This window comes from Pseudomonas sp. 5P_3.1_Bac2 (assembly GCF_025465995.1).
Classification (GTDB): Bacteria; Pseudomonadota; Gammaproteobacteria; order Pseudomonadales; family Pseudomonadaceae; genus Aquipseudomonas.
The window spans coordinates 140334-159814 of the sequence record NZ_JANLNY010000006.1; the positions used below are offsets into that span (position 1 = coordinate 140334).

Below are 19481 nucleotides of genomic sequence, written 5' to 3' on the forward strand. Positions count from 1 at the left end.
TGCTTGGGGGCTTTGCTAATAATTGGTTTTGTAAATTGGATATGTTCTTTGAGTCGTTTTAATTTTGTACTGTGTTGGGCTGTTTGGCTTAGTCCTGTGGTTAAGTTGCCTATGACAACCACTAGCCTTGCTGTCTAGACTCATGTGTCGCAACTCAATCTGGCTGTTGCTGTAATGACTTGGCTCGTCTTAAAGGTTTGTTCGGCAAGCGAGGGCTAGGGCGCGCTAGCAAGGAGTGGCCTCAGGCCAAATTTATGAGTTGGCTAAATAATTGCATTGCAGGATCTATCCGAGCATAGCGTCAGGAATATGACTGATGCGCGAGCGGTTAGTCAGTACGGTGCACTGGATGCGCTGGCTAGCGGCTTGGAGCAACCTTTACACGATAGCGTTGGGGTGATTGATATGAGCCAAGAGGCGGTCAGCGGTCAGCGGCATTACCTGGAGGTTTTGCCCATGCTTCATGAAAGCCTGCAGCCTGAACTCTATATGGAAATTGGTGTACGCAACGCCGGGAGCTTAAAGCTTGCTACGGGCTGCGCAGTCGGGATCGACCCGCTAAAACAGTTCACTCAATCGTTGCCGGCACCGGCGTTCTGAAAGGTTAGGGTTTTGAATTTCTTTGTTAGCCAGTAGATCGTCTGTTTAGATCTTTTAATCAACTCACTGGATGATCTTGATGTGAGCACACGTTATAAGCTTGACCCGGAATTTAATATCTACGTAAAAGCTGGTGCCGCAAGGTTCAACTACAGCGATGGCGATGCCGTAGAGAATTTCCTGTATGCGACCATCAAAGGAGCCAGTGATGTTTCCAGCGGCTCTGAAGAGTTGCAACGGTACATTTCCAACTGGCCGACCCTTTATCACCTGAGCCCGGCGCGGGCCAACCTGTTCCGTCCCATTGAGGCCAGCCTCCGTGGCAAAAAGGTGCTGGAATTAGGCTCGGGATGTGGCGCCATCAGCCGCTTCTTGGGGGAAACCGGTTGTGAACTAACGTGCGTTGAGGGCAGCTTGCGCCGTGCAGGTATCACTGCAGCCCGTTGCCGTGATCTGCCTAACGTCAAAGTCTACAACGACAACTTCCAAGACTTCGAGGCTGACGGTTTATTTGACGTCGTGACCCTTATCGGTGTGCTGGAGTACAGCCGTAAATTTATCGGTGGCGATGACCCGGTAGGGGCTGCCTTGGCACTAGCGCGTTCATTCCTCAAGCCGGATGGCGTGTTGCTGATTGCCATCGAAAACAAGCTAGGCCTCAAATATTGGGCGGGTGCTTACGAAGACCACCAGGGGATTCCGTTCTACGGTATTGAAAGCCTTTATGGTGAAGGCGAGGCCGTAACTTTCGGTCGTCGTGACTTAGCTCGTGTGTTGCAAAAGGCTGAGTTTGGCGACCTGGAGTACTTCTATCCCTACCCAGATTACAAACTGCCAACCATGGTTCTCACCGAACATGCTCTTGAGCAGGAACCTGAAGTATTGCTGAACTTGCTCAGTGGGGTCTTTGCACCTAATCAGAGTGCTACTTATCAGCGCGTGTTTTCAGAAGGCGCAGCCTACCGCGGCCTGGTTGAAAACGGTCTGGTGGGGGACTTGGCTAACTCCTTCTTTATTGTGGCCAAGAAGGGCCAGGGCAACTGGGTCAGCGACAACCAGGCTGTCGCATTTACTTATTCCAATGGGCGCCGCCGCGGGTTAAATAAAGAAGTCAGCATCCATGGTGTGGCGGGGCAGCTACAGGTACGTCGCCGCCGGATTGCAACTAATGCGGATAAACCCCATTGGATGCAGTTTGCTGACAGCGAAGCGCTCAGCAGTGGCGAGCTACTGTTTAACTCCTTGCTGCCGATTATTAATCGCGAGGGCTGGGGGATTGAGAGCCTCGCCCAGTGGCTGCGGCCTCTATCCCACTTGCTGTTTAGCAAGGCCAAGACTGTGGCTGGCCGGCAGGTATTGCCGGGCGAGTACTTCGATGCCACCCCATTCAATCTGCTGATTGATGCTAATGGTAATAGCTGTTTCTTCGACCTGGAGTGGCGCCTGTGGCCAGAGGTTGAAGTGGCTTTGCCGCTGTTCCGTGGCCTGTTCCATTGTCTGGCGCGCATTGGCACTGTGGCACGCCCGGCAAACGATACGCCGTTGGGGCTGGCTGAGTTAGCGGCGCGGGTCGTGGCTCAGTTGACCGGCCAGCGAGTGGATCTGGACGCTTATCTAGCGCGTGAAGTTGAGTTTCTACAGCAGGTGCAGTTGTTCGCGGGCAATGTTGAGGGCTTGCAGGCTTCGCAACTGGAAATTCGCTATTCGCCGACCCATCTGCGGCAGGCCTTGGCGAAACTGAAGAATGAGTTGGCGCACGCACAGCCTGCCCCTACAGCTGTGCCAGGGCAGATCAAGCTTGTTGAGGCGCAGCAGGCCCCTGGCTTTATTGATAACTGGTTGGCCAACCGGTTACCGACTGAGCATGAAAATCAACTGATCTCAGGCTATCTGCAGAATCACGCAGGCGGCCCTGTGCTTGGTGTGGTGGTACTAGACCTTGAAGGTGATACCTCCAAACTGATGGCCACGATCAAGAGTCTTGGCCTTGAACGTGGCTTGTATGCCACCTTGAAGATCATTGCCCTGACCCCGGCAGCAGTACCGCAGACCTCTGCAGCGGACAAGTTGCACTTCTGTCAGATTGATCCTGAGGACTATGTCCCAGTGCTTAATCAATTGATCAGTGCGGCAGATGTTGAATGGTTCATGCTGGTGAGTGCGGGAGAAGAATTTACCCCCAGCGGCCTGATGATGGCGGCCTTGCACCTGACTCGGCAGCCCGACTGCAAGGCGCTGTTTGCCGATGAGATGCACCGAGATGCGCAAGGCGTATTGGGTACGGCATTGCGTCCAGGGGTAAACCTGGATTACCTGCTCAGCTTACCTTTAGCCATGGCGCGGCATTGGTTGTTCAGCCGGCAATTGTTTGTTGAGTTGGGAGGTTACACGCAAGAGTATGCGGGCGCGTTGGAGTTTGACTTGCTCCTACGCTTGATTGAGCGCGATGGCATTGATGGCATGGCCCATGTCGCAGAGCCGCTGGTCATCTACGATGCGCCGCGAATTCAAGACAACCCGGATGAGCAAGCCACTTTGCTGCGGCATCTACAGGTGCGCGGTTACAACGCCAGCTTAGTGGCCGGCGCTCCAGGTCGTTATCGCGTTAATTACGGGCATGCTGCTCAGCCCCTGGTGTCTATTATCATCCCCACCAAAGACCAGTTGCCGATGGTACAGCGCTGTGTCGAGAGTCTGTTGGAGTTGACTCAATACCCGAACTACGAGGTGTTGATCGTCGATAACAATAGCGAGACTTCCCAAGCTCAGCATTGGCTGCAAGGGATTGTTGAGATGGGGGAGGCCAATTTGCGCGTGCTGCGTTACCCGCATCCCTTCAACTATTCAGCGATCAATAACATGGCGGCCAAGGAAGCTCGGGGTGAGTACTTGGTGCTACTGAATAACGACACGGCGATTATTGATGGCGCCTGGCTGAATGAACTGCTCAACCATGCGCAGCGTCCTGAAGTGGGTGTAGTCGGGGCCAAGCTGCTTTATCCGGATGGTAGCATCCAGCATGCCGGGGTCGTCCTAGGATTACGTGGCCCTGCTGATCACCCGTTTATTGGTGAGCCAGCTGAGGCTGCGGGTTACATGCAGCGTATGCAAGTGGTGCAGAATTACACCGCCGTTACCGCTGCCTGTCTGATGATTCGGCGCGAAGTCTACGAGCAAGTCGGTGGCTTGGATGAGCAGGCGTTTAAGGTCTCTTACAACGACGTCGATCTGTGTTTGAAGGTCCGCCAGGCAGGTTATCTGACCGTGTGGACGCCCTACGCGCAACTGCTGCACGAAGGCAGTGTTAGTCAGACTCACGTTGATAAGGCTACTGCCGAGATCAAGCGCAAGCGCTTTATCGGTGAGCAGGATGAAATGTACGAGCGCTGGTTGCCTTTGTTAGCGCGCGACCCGGCTTATAACCCGAACTTTTCTCTCAACGGCAAAGGTTTTGAAGTCGAGCCGGATATCAAGCTGACCTGGAGACCCTTGACCTGGCAGCCATTGCCTGTGGTTCTGGCCCATCCGGCTGACCCCCATGGCTGTGGCAACTACCGGATTATTTTGCCGTTCAACGCGCAAAAAGAAGCCGGTTTGATCGATGGCATGCTTTCCCCGGGCTTACTCCAGGTCATCGATCTTGAGCGCTATGACCCGGATGTAATCGTGCTGCAGCGGCAGATTGGTGATGAACGTCTGGAGGCGATGCGCAGAATCAAAAAATTCTCGCGGGCATTTAAGGTCTATGAGCTGGACGACTATCTACCCAATCTGCCCATGAAAAGTATGCACCGCGAGCATATGCCTAAGGACGTGTTGAAATCATTGCGCAAGGGCCTGGGCTTTGTTGATCGTTTTGTCGTCTCAACCGAGCGTCTGGCAGATGCCTTCTCTGGGCTGCATGAGCAGATTCAGGTAGTGGAAAACCGCTTGGCGCCACAGTGGTGGCAAGGCCTGACGAGTAAGCGCGGTCGTGGTCGTAAGCCGCGTGTAGGTTGGGCCGGTGGCGGCAGCCATACCGGTGACCTGGAACTGATTGCGGACGTGGTCAAAGCCTTGGCCAACGAAGTGGAGTGGGTGTTCTTTGGTATGTGCCCAGCAAAACTGCGGCCCTACGTTTATGAATTCCATGCTGGTGTCGATATAGCACAGTACCCGGCAGCCCTGGCGAGCATGGATCTGGACCTAGCTCTGGCACCGGTCGAGCAGAACCTGTTCAACGAGTGTAAGAGTAACCTGCGCTTGCTTGAGTATGGCGTCTGTGGGTTCCCTGTTATTTGCAGTGACTTGGTCTGTTATAAGGGTGATTTACCTGTGACACGGGTTAAGAATCGCTTTAAGGATTGGGTCGATGCTATTCGTGCGCACATCAGTGATCTGGATGCCAGTGCGAAGCTGGGGGATGAGTTGCGCGCTCGGGTGCACAAGGATTGGATGCTGGATGAGGCCAATGCTAAAGCCTGGATGCAAGCTTGGTCGGCAGGCTAGGTAGTGATGGGGTTTAGACTTAGATCTGCTGATTAGGGCAGGCAGCAGATCTCGGTTTTGCAATGCGCAGTCGTGGCGGGCTGCGCAAATCTCAATTTTTAGGCTTGTATACCAATAAAAAAATTCTGTTAAGGCCCTAAAGCTCCCCGCAAGTACGCCGATACAACAATCGAATGCGAACTTTATGGGGCGTCTGAGCAAGCAGGCCCAAAGCTCGCAAGCTCAGACGAACTTAGCTAGGACCTTTGGAGGAATTCATCATGGCCCTTACAGTCAATACCAACGTTGCCTCGCTGAACACTCAGCGTAACCTCAACACCTCGTCAAAGGGTCTGGATACCTCTTTGCAGCGTCTGTCGACCGGCTTCCGGATCAACAGCGCTAAAGACGATGCCGCCGGCCTGCAGATTTCCAACCGACTGACCAGTCAGATCAACGGTTTGAACGTTGCTACCCGTAACTCCAACGACGGTATCTCCTTGGCGCAAACCGCTGAAGGTGCACTGCAGCAGTCCACCGGTATCCTGCAGCGTATGCGTGACCTGGCTCTGCAATCGGCCAACGGCTCTAACGGCGCCAGCGAACGTGCAGCCCTGCAAGGTGAAGTGGCTCAGCTGCAACAAGAGCTGAACCGTATTGCCGACACCACCAGCTTCGGTGGCCGTAAAATTCTCGACGGCTCGTTCGGCTCGCAGAGCTTCCAAGTCGGTGCCAACGCCTACGAAACCATCAACGTATCCATTGGCTCTGCCGCCACCGATCGCATCGGTGTTAACCGCTTCACTTCCGCTCAGGGCGCTGGTACTGGCTATGCACCGTCCGCTCAAGGTAGCGGCTTTAATGCAACCTCCGGCAGTGCGTTTGCCTCGAGCGGTTTCAGCATTAACTCCAAGCTGTCCAAAGGTGATGTGGCTGTCACCTATGCTTCGGGCGGTTCCGCCAGTGAAGTGGCTGCTGCTGTTAACGGTAAGAGCGACGAGACTGGCGTAACCGCCAGTGCACGTACTGTTGCCCGTCTGGGTGGCATCTCTGCCGGCGCTTCGGGTAGCAACACGGTGTCGTTCAAGCTGTACGGCGCTAACAGCAAAACCACTGCAGCGGAAGGTGCAACTGTTTCGGCTGTGGTCAAAGATCCTTCGGATCTGGGCGCTCTGGCCGACGCAATCAACAAAGAAACCGGCAAAACTGGTATCTCGGCCATCTCCAAAGGCGGCGAGATCGAACTGGTTAGCTCCCGTGGCGATGCCATCGTGCTCGGTGACTTTGCCGCGACTTCCGGCACTGCAAGCCTCACTGCCTACGACTTCGCTGGTGAGACTGCACTGAGCTCCGGCACTATTTCCGCGGGTTCGGGTATGCGTGCAGACGGTCAGATCCGTTTCGAAGCGTCGGATGCCTTCTCCCTGTCCGGTATGGGCTCGGGCTTGGCCACTAGCAGCGGCGCTGTATTCAGTGAGCTGGATACTGTCCGTGAGATCGACATCAGCACGTCGACTGGTGCTCAAGATGCTCTGGGTATCATCAACGGTGCAATCGCTAACATCGATAGCCAACGTGCTCAACTCGGTGCTGTACAAAACCGCTTTGAGAACACCATTTCCAACCTGCAAAACATCTCGGAAAACGCCTCTGCTGCCCGCAGCCGGATTCGTGACACCGATTTCGCAGCGGAAACTTCGGAACTGACTAAAAACCAGATCCTGCAACAAGCTGGTACAGCAATCCTGGCTCAGGCCAACCAGCTGCCACAAGCGGTGCTCAGCCTGCTGGGCTAAGTTTAACCAGCTAGACTACGGGGGGAAGGGGCTAACTCTTTCCCCCGTTGCCTCATTCTGAGGAGATGATTATGGATGTCAGGTCTATTGCAAGCTCAGCTACAGCCTCTGTTGTTGCTGATACTTCCTTTGCCAGTTCAGCCGCAGAAACTGCTAGTGCTGCTGGGCTGCGAGGCAATAACGTGAACGCGCGCAGTGGTACTCGTGAAGATGTAGAGGCGGCTGTGGCAACTATCCAAGACTTCGTCCAGTCGGTCAGTCGCAGTCTCAACTTTTCGCTCGAAGAGAATAGTGGTCAGGTCATTGTAAAGGTCACAGACAGTGGCTCGGGTGATGTGATCAGACAGATTCCTTCTGAGGAAGCATTACAGCTGGCTGAAAACCTCTCCGAGGTTCGCAGTTTGCTTTTCAAGGCCGAGGCTTGACCTAGAAGGTTGGCACGGCTTTTGACTATTCAATATCCATAAGGGTTGGTAGTCATAATTTTGTCGAGGTGAATCATGGCTGGTATTTCAGGCTTAGGCTCGGGTATTGAAATCGATAAGATCGTCCCTGCTTTGGTGGCGGCGGAAAGAGCGCCAAAACAAAATCAGTTGGATACTCTGCAGAAGAGTACGGAGTCGCAAATCTCCGGCTTAGGAACTCTGTTTTCTGCGGTCAACGATTTGAGTACAACGCTTGCCAGCCTGAAAAACGTCTCGGCCTTTCAAAAAACTACGGTCTCGTCATCGAGCTCTTCGGTAGTGACCGCCACCTCCACTGGCTCTATCCCCGCGGGCAAGTTCAGTCTGCAGGTGCAGCAGTTAGCTTCCAGCAGCAAGGTTGTCTTGCCCTCTGTCGCGGGCGGTTCAACTGCTACGTTCAATACCGGATCGCTGAGTATCAGTGCCGGTAGTGCCAGTATCAGTATTGACGTCACTGCGCAGAACAACAGCCTGTTGGGTATTCGCGACGCCATTAATACGGCGGGTGACAGCCAGGGCATCAGTGCCAGTATCGTGACCGACTCATCTGGTTCGCGTTTGGTGTTGAGCTCAAGTAAAACTGGTGCGGGCAATGATCTGAAGGTCAGCGCCAGTCAGGACGGTCTTGCTACAGGTGCTAACTCGTTGAACGCGCTGGGCTTCTCTGGCGGCAGCAGCGTTACTCAATTACCACTGGTTGCAGGTGGTGCCAGTGCCACGTTCAAGCAAGGCACCCTGAGCATCGGAAGTGGTGCCGTCAATTTGAGTGTCGAGGTTGAGGCACAAGACTCCCTCGACACCATCATGCAGAAGATTAATGCCGGCGGTAGCTCGCAAGGCATCAGTGCTTCGATTGAGACGGTGGACGGCGGCTCACGTTTGGTCATCCACTCCAGTGCCGCTGAAGATCTAACCGTTACTGCGCAAAGTGATGATACCGGTGACGGTGACGTCAGCTTAAGCACTCTGGCCTCCACGGCTGGCAGCAACAGCAAAACTATTGATACTGCTAAGTCGGCGATATTCAAGGTGGATGGTCTGTCGGTGGAAAAGCCCACTAACAGTATCGATGATGTGATCGAAGGCCTGACGCTCAACCTCACGGGTGTGCAGTCGGCAGATGATATTGCGGCGAATAAAACTGTCGACATCACCATCAGCCAAGACAAGTCGACGGTTCGCACTAATCTGCAGAAGTTTGTCGACAGCTACAACAAACTGATTGCGGCTACTAACAGTTTGACTGTTGTGGTGCCGTCTGAGGTTGACGGTGAGGTGCCTGTGACTGGCGCGCTAGTCGGTGACTCGACCATCCGTAACTTGCTCGCCGGTCTGCGCAAGCAGATGGTCACGCTCAACACCAGTGGCAGCGGTATTAGCTCCTTAGCTGAGTTAGGTGTTACGACGCAGAAAGACGGCACCTTGAGTCTCGACAGCAGCAAGCTTGATGCTTTGCTGGTGAATAAGTACGACCAAGTCAGTGAGTTTCTCACCGGATCCAACGGTTTGGTTGGTCGCCTCTCCAGCGTTACAGATCCCTATGTCGCGACTGACGGCGTCATTAAGCAGCGTGAAAGTGCGTTGTGGTCGATAAAGAGCAGCATCAATACGCAAACAGAAGCTTTGGACCTGCGCATGGAAAAGCTGCAGACCCGTCTCTATGCCCAATACAACGCAATGGATAGTTTGGTATCGCAGCTTTCACGCACCAGTGAAAACCTAACTAACACACTTGCCAATCTACCTGGTGTGGTCAAGAAGAGTTCGTCGTAATGAGTAAAGCGCCGATTGATACCTATAAGCAGGTCAACCTAAGCCAGGATGTCTCGCCTTACCGCACCGTACAGTTGTTGCTTGATGGTGCTGTGCAGCGCGTCATGTTGGCCAAGCAAGCTCATGCTGAAGGTAATAGCGAGATTCGTGGTCTAGCCGTAGGTTCCACCATCACTATCCTCGGGGTGTTGCAGGCCAGTTTAGATAAGACGTTGGGCGGCGATATTGCTGAAAACCTCGATGCCCTCTACGACTATATGACTCGCCGTTTGGCGGGCGTGGCCATCGATAAAACCTTAGGTTCGCTGGACGAAGTGCAGGGTGTGCTTGAACAGCTTAAGAGCGCTTGGGATCAAATTGGCCCGGAAGTAGAACCCGCTCTAGCGCAATGATTTCATCGCTTCAATGGCTAAAGTTTTATTTGGTTGCGCCGATAGCTGGGGTATCCATTTAGCCAATAGCGAGAACATGCGATGAACCCAATGGCGGCTCTCAAGCAATATCAATCTGTTAATACCCAAGCCAAGGCCATTGATGCTTCGCCTCATCGTTTGATTCAGATGCTGATGGAAGGCGGGCTGACCCGCTTGGCTCAAGCCCGTGGTGCGGTGGAACGTGAGCAACTAGCGCTCAAAGGCGAGCTGATCAGTAAGGCCATCGGCATTATTGGTGGCTTGCGTGAAGGTTTGAATCTAGAGGCTGGTGGTGAGTTGGCGAGCAATCTGGATAGTTTGTACGAGTACATGACCGCGCGTTTAATTGAAGCCAATCTAAAAAACGATGTGGCACCGTTGGATGAAGTGGCGGGCTTGCTGCGCAACGTCAAATCCGGCTGGGATCAGATTGCGCAGTAAGCTGCGCCATGGCTTAAGGAATTAAAGATGAATTCATCTGTGCAACGCCTTGAACAAACTGGCAGTGCCATGCGTCAAGCCATGGCGAGCTATGATTGGGCGGCGATCGGTGAGCTGGATATGCAATGCCGCCAGGCAGTGGATGACGCCATGCTGGACTCGCCCAGCGACGAAGCTACGCTGCGCTTGCGGATGCAGGAACTCCTGGAGCTGTATCGTGAGCTGGTCAGTGTTTGCCAAAACGAGAAAGATCGTTTGGCCAGCGAACTGCTACAGATGAATCAGTCTAGCAAGGCTGCCAAGGTCTATAACCTCTTCGGTTGATTCTCCCCCCGCAGGTCGGTACTTTGCTGTGCCGGCCTTGCCCATCTCGCTACTCCCGCTGACACTCTACTGCGCAAAATAAATAGTGTGGTCAGATTGTTAGACGCGGTAAGATTCACGCCATTAAATTGACTGTGCGACGTAAATTGACTTTACTAGTGGCCAATTAGCAGCGCTGGATTGAGTTTTGCCAGTGGGCGCGTTTTTCACTCCAGGATCAGCAAAGAAATTATGTGGCGCGAGACCAAAATCCTACTGATTGACGACAACACTGAGCGCCGTCGTGATTTGACGGTCATCCTGAACTTCCTGGGGGAAGATCACCTCGCTTGTGACAGCCAGAGTTGGCAGCAATGCGTTGCCCAGTTGGAGTCCAGTCGGGAAGTGTTAAGTGTGTTGTTGGGGGACGTTAAAGCTAAGGGCGGACTGCTTGAAACCCTCAAACAAGTTGCCGCTTGGGATGCGTTCCTGCCAACCCTACTGATTGAAGAGCATGCCGCCGCCGATTGGCCGGACGAGCAGCGCCGCAGCGTGCTGGCCAGCCTGGAGATGCCGCCTAGCTATAACAAGCTGCTCGACTCGCTGCACCGTGCCCAGGTTTATCGCGAAATGTACGATCAGGCCCGTGAGCGTGGTCGGCAACGCGAGAGCAATCTGTTCCGCAGCCTGGTCGGCACCAGCCGCGCCATCCAGCAAGTGCGGCACATGATGCAGCAAGTTGCGGACACCGAGGCCAGTGTGCTGATTCTCGGTGAGTCCGGCACGGGGAAAGAAGTGGTGGCGCGCAACCTGCACTATCACTCCAAGCGTCGCTCTGGCCCATTTGTACCGGTTAACTGCGGTGCGATTCCGGCAGAGCTGTTGGAAAGCGAGCTGTTCGGCCATGAAAAGGGCGCCTTTACCGGGGCAATTACCTCGCGTTCGGGGCGTTTTGAGCTGGCTAATGGCGGCACCTTGTTCCTCGACGAAATTGGCGACATGCCGCTGCCCATGCAGGTCAAGCTGCTGCGGGTGCTGCAGGAACGCACCTTCGAGCGCGTCGGTAGCAACAAAACCCAGAACGCGGATGTGCGTATCATCGCGGCGACCCACAAGAATCTCGAGCAGATGATTGAGGACGGCAGCTTCCGCGAAGACCTGTACTACCGGCTGAATGTCTTCCCCATCGAGATGGCGCCGCTGCGTGAGCGCATTGAAGACATTCCGTTGCTGCTCAATGAGCTGATCTCGCGTATGGAAGTGGAGAAGCGTGGCTCGATCCGCTTTAACTCCGCCGCCATTATGTCGCTGTGCCGCCATGATTGGGCAGGCAACGTGCGCGAGCTGGCCAACTTGGTCGAGCGCATGGCGATCATGCATCCCTATGGGGTGATTGGCGTCGGCGAGCTGCCGAAGAAATTCCGTCATGTCGATGATGAAGACGAGAACATGGTCGCCGGTCTGCGCGATGAGCTGGATGAGCGCACCAGTCTGATGGCCAGCTCGGTTGGAGTTGACTCGGTGGCCATGCTGCCTCCAGAGGGCTTAGACCTTAAAGACTACCTCGGCAGCCTTGAGCAGGGCCTGATTCAGCAAGCGCTGGACGACGCCAATGGGGTGGTGGCGCGTGCCGCCGAGCGTCTGCGTATCCGCCGCACCACGTTGGTGGAAAAAATGCGCAAGTACGGCATGAGTCGTCGCGAGGACGATGGTCTCGACGATTAAAATTACGTCAGACAAGTGTCACTGGCCTGCCTAAGGCCACATCAATAAGGCCGAAGGATTGACGTATCCTTCGGCCTTATTGTTTAAGTATTTGATTTTAATTAAGTATTTTTTAGGCACGGGTATTGCTATAGCTCTTGCAACCGACTGTCTTCTGACGGCTCGCCCTGCGAGAGATAACCATGAGCACCAACCTGCAACTCAACGATACCTTCGCGCACTCGGCCGCTAATGCTGAGCCCGTGAGCCGTAGCGGCATTGAGCAAACCCTGGCTCTGTTTAGTCAGGTGTCGAATCAACTCAATGAGTCGTACAGCATGCTTGAGGCTCGGGTTGATGATCTCAAGGGCCAGCTGGCGTTGGTCAGTGCCCAGCGTATGCAGGAGCTTGCTGAGAAAGAACGGCTTGCCCATCGCCTGCAAAGTTTGCTGGATCTGCTCCCTGGCGGGGTGATTGTCCTCGATGGCCAGGGCGTGGTGCGCGAGGCTAACCCTGTGGCCTGCCAACTGCTCGGTACGCCCTTGGTCGGCCTGCTGTGGCGCCACGTGATTGCCCGTACTTTCGCCCCTCGTGAAGACGACGGTCATGAGATTTCCCTCAAAGACGGCCGCCGGGTGTCGATTGCTACGCGTTCACTGCATGGTGAGCCGGGCCAGTTGGTGCTGCTCAGCGACCTGACAGAAACCCGTCGCCTGCAAGAGCAGCTCTCGCGCCACGAACGGTTATCCGCATTGGGGCGGATGGTGGCGTCACTGGCCCATCAGATCCGCACACCGCTTTCCGCTGCGTTGATCTACGCCAGCCACCTCAGCGCAGAGGTGTTGCCGGTGGAGCAGCAACAGCGCTTTGCCGGGCGCTTGAAAGATCGCTTGCATGAGCTTGAGCATCAAGTGCGCGACATGCTGATTTTCGCCCGTGGTGAGCTGCCGTTGCCGGATCGCCTCAGCCCAAAAGCCTTATTTAGTGCCGTGCGTGCCGCTGCCGAACCCCACGTACAGGGTATGCAGGTGCGTTGGCAGTGCGACAGCCATGCCGGTGAGCTGTTGTGCAACCGTGACACCTTGGTTGGCTGCGTGCTCAACCTAGTGGAAAACGCCATCCAGGCCGGTGGTCGCGACACCCGCTTGAAGATTCATCTGTATGAGCGCGGCGGCAATTTGCGTCTGTGCATCAGCGACAACGGTCCCGGCATTGAACCGGCGACCCAAGCCCGCTTGGGCGAACCATTTTTCACCACCAAAACCACCGGCACTGGTTTGGGCTTGGCGGTAGTGACGGCGGTGGCCCGTGCTCATCATGGCGAGTTGCAACTGCGCTCGCGGCTGGGGCGCGGTACATGCGCTTTGCTGCGCTTGCCGCTGTTGGATAGCCGCCCGACGAGCCCGCAGGAGTAAAGCGCTATGGCCAGCAAAATTCTCTTGGTTGAAGACGATCGCGCGCTGCGCGAAGCCTTGGCCGACACTCTAGCCTTGGGCGGCCATGCATACCGCGCCGTGGACTGTGCCGAGGCGGCGCTGCAGGCGTTGACGCAGGAACCGTTCAGCTTAGTGATCAGCGACGTCAACATGCCGGGCATGGATGGTCATCAGCTGTTGGCGCAGATTCGCCAACGCATGCCGCAGCTGCCGGTATTGCTGATGACGGCTTTTGCCGCCGTGGAGCGGGCGGTGGATGCCATGCGCCAAGGCGCCGTGGACTATTTGGTCAAGCCTTTTGAGCCCAAGGCGCTGCTGAGTTTGATCAATCGTCACGCCTTGGGCCACGTGCTGCCTGAGCAAGGCGGTCCGGTGGCGCAAGAGCCCGCCAGTGTGCAACTGCTGGCCCTGGCCGCACGGGTGGCGCGGAGCGATTCCACGGTGTTGATTACCGGCGAGTCCGGCACAGGTAAAGAAGTGCTGGCGCGCTATATCCACGAACAATCGCCGCGGGCGGGCAAGCCGTTTATTGCGATTAACTGCGCGGCAATTCCCGACAACATGCTCGAAGCGACTCTGTTTGGGCACGAGAAGGGCGCCTTTACTGGCGCCATCGCCAGTGCCCCGGGCAAGTTCGAAATGGCCGACGGCGGCACTTTACTCCTCGACGAAATCTCCGAGATGCCTCTGGCCTTGCAAGCCAAGTTGCTGCGTGTGCTGCAAGAGCGCGAAGTGGAGCGGGTGGGGGCGCGTAAGCCGATTAATTTGGACATCCGTGTACTGGCCACCAGTAACCGCGATCTAGCCGCAGAAGTGGCCGCCGGGCGCTTCCGTGAGGATCTCTACTATCGCCTGTCGGTGTTTCCTTTGGCGTGGCGTCCGCTGCGCGAGCGTCCAGCGGATATCGTGCCGCTGGCTGAGCGTTTGCTGGCCAAGTACGTGAAGAAGATGAACCACGGGCCGATTCGCTTTTGCGCCCAAGCTCAGCAGTGTTTGCTGAGCCATAGCTGGCCGGGCAACGTGCGCGAGCTGGATAACGCTATTCAGCGCGCATTGATTTTGCAGCAAGGGGGGGTGATTCAGCCTGAGGATCTGTGCCTGCTCGCGCCCATCGGTGCCGCGCCTGTGAGCGCCGCGCCGAGTAACTTTGCGCCGGCTGCCAGCGTGCCGCTGGCTGTGCCCAGCGCTGAGAGTGAAGCAGGGGTACTCGGCGAGGATCTGCGTCGCCATGAGTATCAGATGATCATCGACACCCTGCGCGCTGAGCGCGGTCGGCGTAAGGAGGCTGCGGAGCGCTTGGGCATCAGCCCGCGAACCTTGCGCTATAAGCTGGCGCAGATGCGTGATGCCGGGATGGATGTGGAAGCCTATCTGTTCGCCAGTTAACTGACGCAGGTGGCAGAGACTCGAAGCGTTACTGCCGTTCTAGGGTTTTCTGCCGGATGATGTAAATGCTTACGCACACTGCGCTGGTCAGCATAAATAAGCGTGCCCAAAACAGCGGCACCAGATAGCACGACAGGCCAATGCTCAGCCACATCAGGCTAATGGCGTAGACCTTACCCTTGAGCGGAATGCCCTGGCCTTCGAGATAAGGCACCACCCACGGGCCCAGCTGGGGATGCTTGACCAGCCACTGATAGAAACGCTCGGAGCTGCGCATAAAGCAGGCCGCGGCCAGGAGCAAAAAGGGCGTGGTCGGCAACACCGGCAAAAAAATCCCCAGCACACCCAGCGCCACGCTTAACCCGCCAATGGCGAGTAGGGCGTAGCGCAACACCGGGTTACGCTGGGGTTTGACGGAGCGCGCCATACTGCCGGCGCGTGCTTAGTGGTGACGTGGTTTGAGCAGAGCCGGTTTTTCTTCGGGGGCGTTGCACAGCAGGAACAGCGCGGTCAGCAGTTCAGGGATTTGCTCAATCATGCTGTCGACCAGATCGCGGTCTTGGGCGATTTCAGCAAACTCAGGCTGTTCGTCGAACAGGCCGGAACCGACCATGATTGGTAGCAGCAGTTCGCTGACTTCATCTTCGGCGTCGTCGAACCATACGGCTTCGCGCAGGAACACGCCTTCCATAAAGCCGATGCACCAGCCGCGCAGGTCGGAATCGTCCGGCTCGTCGCCCAAGTCCAGTTCACACGGCACCTCTGGCTCGTCGTCGCTGGCCAGTTGGCGGGCGATATGGGCTTGCAGCTGGATCAGGGTGGCTTCGATCTCTTCGCGCTGGGCGTCGTCGCGGTAATGCGGCGGTTCAGAGAACAGGGCGTCGATCCACTCCCGTGGCGCGACTTTCTCAGGGCAGATGGACAGGGCTGTCAGATAACCGTGAGCGGCGATGTAATCCAACGCCTCATCGTGCAGCTCATCAGCATCAAGGAAGGCTTGCAGGCGGGAGAGTTGCTCGGCGAAGGAGGACATTGCGGCTACCTAGAGGAAATAAACAAAGGTGGATTCTAGTCTAGCGCAGCCTAAGCGGCCATAGCCCAGTTGCCAGCGCAGCCAATTTAGCCGCGCGGGCAGGGCATTACGACAGAAAGTCGCTATGGCCGAGCGTGCTTGAGCAGCGCTTGCGTATAATGCCCGGCTTGTTTTGGAGACCCTTCATGCTCGAGCACGCCCAGCGCATTCTTAAAGACGTATTCGGTTACGACAGTTTTCGTGGCCGGCAGGGCGCAATTATCGAGCGGGTCGCCACCGGTGGCGATGCCTTAGTGCTGATGCCCACCGGCGGCGGCAAGTCGCTGTGTTTCCAAGTGCCGGCCTTGCTGCGTGAAGGCTTGGCCGTGGTGGTGTCGCCGCTGATTGCCTTGATGGACGATCAAGTTGCCACCCTCAATGAGCTGGGCGTGGCTGCTGTGGCGCTGAACTCCAGCTTAAGCGCCGACGAGCAGCGCGAGATTGCCATGCGCATCCGGCGTGGCGAAATCAAGATGCTCTATCTCGCCCCAGAGCGCCTAGTCCAGCCACGCATGCTGAGCTTTCTGGAAAGCTTGCAGATTGCCCTGTTTGCCATTGATGAGGCGCACTGCGTGTCGCAATGGGGCCATGACTTCCGCCCGGAATACTTACAACTGGGCCAGTTAGCCGAGCTGTTCCCGCAGGTGCCGCGCATTGCCCTGACTGCCACGGCGGACATGCGCACCCGCGAGGAGATCGTCCAGCGCCTGCATCTGCACAGTGCCGAGCGTTTTTTGTCGAGCTTCGACCGGCCGAATATTTTTTATCGCATCGTGCCCAAAGAGCAGCCGCGTAAGCAGTTGATCAGCTTTTTGACTCCGCGTAAGGGCGATGCCGGCATCGTGTACTGCCTGTCACGCAAGAAGGTCGAAGAGGTCGCCGCCTTTCTCAGTGAACAAGGCTTCCCTGCGTTGCCTTATCACGCCGGTTTGCCCAATGAGCTGCGTGCCTTCAACCAGAAGCGCTTTCTCAATGAGGAAGGCTTGATCATGGTCGCCACCGTGGCTTTTGGCATGGGTATCGACAAGCCTAACGTGCGCTTTGTCGCCCATATGGATCTGCCGAAATCTTTGGAAGCCTACTACCAGGAAACCGGCCGCGCCGGTCGCGATGGTCTGCCGGCTGATGCCTGGATGAGTTACGGCCTGCAGGACGTCATCTTCCTTAAACAGATGCTCAATAATTCCGAGGGTGATGAGCGGCATAAGCGTGTCGAGCAGCATAAGCTCGACGCCATGTTGGCCCTGTGTGAAGAGACGCGCTGCCGGCGCCAGGCGCTGCTGGCTTACTTCGATGAAGAATTAGCGCAGCCCTGCGGCCACTGCGATAACTGCCAGGACCCGGTGCAAACCTGGGACGCCACCGAGCCGGCGCGCCAAGCGCTGTCAGCGATTCACCGCACCGGCCAGCGCTATGGCGTGGGGCATCTGGTGGATGTGTTGCTCGGTCGTGATAACGACAAAGTACGCGCCGTCGGTCATCAGCATCTGAGTGTGTTTGGTATTGGCAAGGCCCTGCATGAGGCCGAGTGGCGTTCGTTGTACCGCCAGTTGGTGGCGCGAGGTTTGGTTGATGTCGATCTCGACGGTTTTGGCGGCCTGCGCTTGTCTGACAGCTGCCGGCCCTTGCTCAAGGGCGAAGTCAGTCTGCAACTGCGCCGTGATCTCAAACCGCAGCAAAGCGCCAAGGCCTCCAGCAGTGCGGCCAGTCAGTTGGTGCGTGGCGATGAGCGGGCGCAGTGGGAAGCGTTGCGCACCTTACGGCGCAAGCTGGCCGAGGAGCATGGGGTACCGCCTTATGTGATCTTCCCGGATGCCACGCTGTTGGAAATGCTGCGTAGCAAGCCGGCTAATTTGGCCGAGATGGCTCAGGTCAGCGGGGTTGGCGCGCGTAAGCTGGAACGCTACGGCGAGGCGTTTTTGGCCGTGCTCGGCGGCGCGCAAAGTACTAGCGCCAGCGTGGCCGATCTGCGCCACGAGTTGGTGAGTTTGGCCTGTGCCGGGATGACTCCGGCGCAGATCGCCAAGCAGCTCAGCTGCAGCGAGAAGAACGTCTACAGCCTGCTGGCTGAAGCTATTTCTCGTCAGCAGCTGTCGTTGGAGCAAGCGCTGGATTTACCCGAGGAACTGCTGGGGCAGATTCAGGACACTTTCCTTGATGGGGAGGGCGAGTTGCCGTCTGTCGCCACCGTCAGCGAGCTGTTGGACGGGCGGGTTGAGCTTGGTATTTTGCATTGCGTACGTGCGGCACTTCAGGCGGAATTTGAAATCTGAGTGACTGCGACTAGGAATCAAGGGTGGTCGCGTTGATGGATCGACACGCTCATAAAGCCTGATGCTTTACCCTCCCGAGGTTCCGGTGCTACCCCCTATTATTCTCCCCCACGATATTGATTCCAGCCCTTATGCCGAGCAACTGAGTGTAGGCTTTCGCCGCTTACGCTTTAGCGAGCCATTGGAGCGGGAATATCACGACTATCAGTCCAACGAAAGTTTTGAGCTAAGACGCATCAGCCTGTGCATGGGCATCGTGGCCTGGCTGGCGTTCGGCGGCTTCGACTTTGTCTTGCTCAGTGCTGAGCAATTGCATTGGATGCTGACCGTGCGCAGCATTGGCTTGGCCATCATCGTAGGGCTGACGGTGTTGGCCTTCCAGCGCCGTTTTATTCGTCAGCTGCCCTTGTTCAGCCTGTTGGCCTTGCTGACCTTGGGAGCCGCTTCAGCCTATCTGGTGGCGCATGCCCACCGCTATGATCCCAGTTACCCCTACGAGGGGCTGCTGTTGGTGTGTATGGCCGGCTATTTTTTAGCCGGCTTGCGCCTGCCCCAAGCGCTCGGCTGTTCCATGTTAGTGCTGCTGATGTATGTGGTGTTGGAAGTGCTTGTGGGCAAGGTAAGCCGCGCGATGTTGTTTAACAGCATGATGTTTTTGTTGGTTGGCAACCTGATGGGCGCTGTGGGTTGTTACTTGCTGGAATACAAGTCTCGCGAGCACTTTCTGGTCAATCGCATCATGCGCATGTTGGCCGAGAGTGACAGCCTCACCGGCTTGCGTAATCGGCGCAGTTTCAATCGTCAATTCGACAGCCTGTACCGCCAAGCCCAGCGCGAGCATTGCAACATCGCCTTGCTGCTGTGCGATCTCGATCACTTCAAGGCTTACAACGATCATTACGGTCATCAGTTGGGTGACAAAGCCCTGCAGACCATCGGCAATCTGCTCCAGCAAGCGGCCCGGCGGCCCTTGGATATGGCGGTGCGTTTGGGCGGAGAAGAGTTTGCCGTGCTGTTGTATGACATTAGCGTCAATGAGGCGCGTAACCATGCCGAGGCGCTGCGCCTGACCCTGCAGGAAATGCAGATCGAGCATCGTGGCTCATCCACTGCCAATGTCCTGACCATGTCCATCGGCGTGGCCTGTGCCGAGCCCGGTGAGGAGGGCGGCGCTTTGTCGCGCCTGTATGAGATCGCCGACCGCGCGCTCTATGAGGCGAAGGCCTTTGGGCGCAACCAAGTGGGTTTTTAACCTCCCCATGTATTTATTTGCGACAGTGGATCACAGCCGCTTGTGCTGACAGGTAACGGAATTAGGGTTATGGTTAGCTGACTAATAATTAGTACTGTCCA

General features: G+C 56.3%; 15 protein-coding genes. 13 read left to right on the forward strand and 2 right to left on the reverse strand.

The genetic code is table 11. The annotated features are described in order from the left end of the window. Positions 1 to 309 precede the first annotated feature (309 nt). The 11 genes from NTD81_RS05025 (at position 310) to NTD81_RS05075 (ending at position 14783) form a co-directional block, all read left to right on the forward strand. Entirely contained in the window at positions 310 to 600 is a 291-nt protein-coding gene (locus NTD81_RS05025; protein ID WP_262180116.1) for a hypothetical protein, read from the forward strand. Positions 601 to 681: 81 nt separating this feature from the next. Next, complete coding sequence (locus NTD81_RS05030; RefSeq protein WP_262180118.1) at positions 682 to 5088, forward strand: glycosyltransferase; 4407 nt, start codon at positions 682 to 684, stop codon at positions 5086 to 5088. A gap of 260 nt (positions 5089 to 5348) precedes the next feature. Then, entirely contained in the window at positions 5349 to 6863 is a 1515-nt protein-coding gene (locus tag NTD81_RS05035; protein WP_262180120.1) for a flagellin, read from the forward strand. A gap of 71 nt (positions 6864 to 6934) precedes the next feature. Continuing rightward, positions 6935 to 7288, forward strand: coding sequence for a flagellar protein FlaG (locus tag NTD81_RS05040; protein ID WP_262180122.1), 354 nt, complete (start codon positions 6935 to 6937; stop codon positions 7286 to 7288). Between the two features lie 75 nt (positions 7289 to 7363). Further along, positions 7364 to 9100 carry a flagellar filament capping protein FliD gene (gene fliD / locus NTD81_RS05045; RefSeq protein WP_262180124.1) on the forward strand — a complete coding sequence of 579 codons (1737 nt, stop codon included), beginning with the start codon at positions 7364 to 7366 and terminating at the stop codon, positions 9098 to 9100. Next, positions 9100 to 9492 (forward strand): flagellar export chaperone FliS, encoded by a 393-nt coding sequence (gene fliS, locus NTD81_RS05050; RefSeq protein WP_262180126.1) that lies wholly within the window; start codon positions 9100 to 9102, stop codon positions 9490 to 9492. The genes fliD and fliS (NTD81_RS05050) overlap by 1 nt, the downstream gene beginning before the upstream one ends. An 81-nt stretch (positions 9493 to 9573) precedes the next feature. Next, positions 9574 to 9954 carry a flagellar export chaperone FliS gene (gene fliS / locus NTD81_RS05055; protein ID WP_262180128.1) on the forward strand — a complete coding sequence of 127 codons (381 nt, stop codon included), beginning with the start codon at positions 9574 to 9576 and terminating at the stop codon, positions 9952 to 9954. Positions 9955 to 9981: 27 nt separating this feature from the next. Then, positions 9982 to 10278, forward strand: a complete 297-nt coding sequence (locus NTD81_RS05060; protein ID WP_262180130.1) for a flagellar protein FliT — start codon at positions 9982 to 9984, stop codon at positions 10276 to 10278. Between the two features lie 231 nt (positions 10279 to 10509). After that, complete coding sequence (locus NTD81_RS05065) at positions 10510 to 11982, forward strand: sigma-54 dependent transcriptional regulator (RefSeq protein WP_262180133.1); 1473 nt, start codon at positions 10510 to 10512, stop codon at positions 11980 to 11982. 182 nt (positions 11983 to 12164) lie between these two features. Continuing rightward, complete coding sequence (locus tag NTD81_RS05070; protein ID WP_262180135.1) at positions 12165 to 13376, forward strand: sensor histidine kinase; 1212 nt, start codon at positions 12165 to 12167, stop codon at positions 13374 to 13376. A gap of 6 nt (positions 13377 to 13382) precedes the next feature. Continuing rightward, positions 13383 to 14783 carry a sigma-54-dependent transcriptional regulator gene (locus tag NTD81_RS05075; RefSeq protein ID WP_262180137.1) on the forward strand — a complete coding sequence of 467 codons (1401 nt, stop codon included), beginning with the start codon at positions 13383 to 13385 and terminating at the stop codon, positions 14781 to 14783. 28 nt (positions 14784 to 14811) lie between these two features. On the opposite strand, the gene NTD81_RS05080 is transcribed toward NTD81_RS05075, so the two are convergent. Both NTD81_RS05080 and NTD81_RS05085 read right to left on the reverse strand, forming a co-directional pair. Beyond that, positions 14812 to 15210, reverse strand: coding sequence for a YbaN family protein (locus NTD81_RS05080; RefSeq protein ID WP_262180139.1), 399 nt, complete (start codon positions 15208 to 15210; stop codon positions 14812 to 14814). A 15-nt stretch (positions 15211 to 15225) separates the two neighbouring features. After that, a complete protein-coding gene (locus tag NTD81_RS05085) occupies positions 15226 to 15816 on the reverse strand; it encodes a YecA family protein (protein WP_262180141.1) in 591 nt (196 codons plus the stop codon). 185 nt (positions 15817 to 16001) lie between these two features. On the opposite strand from NTD81_RS05085, the gene recQ reads away from it, so the two are divergent. Then, on the forward strand, positions 16002 to 18128 hold the full coding sequence (recQ, locus tag NTD81_RS05090) for a DNA helicase RecQ (RefSeq protein WP_262180143.1): 2127 nt from the start codon (positions 16002 to 16004) through the stop codon (positions 18126 to 18128). An 85-nt stretch (positions 18129 to 18213) separates the two neighbouring features. Next, positions 18214 to 19380, forward strand: a complete 1167-nt coding sequence (locus NTD81_RS05095) for a diguanylate cyclase (RefSeq protein ID WP_262180145.1) — start codon at positions 18214 to 18216, stop codon at positions 19378 to 19380. The last annotated feature ends 101 nt before the right edge of the window (positions 19381 to 19481 follow it).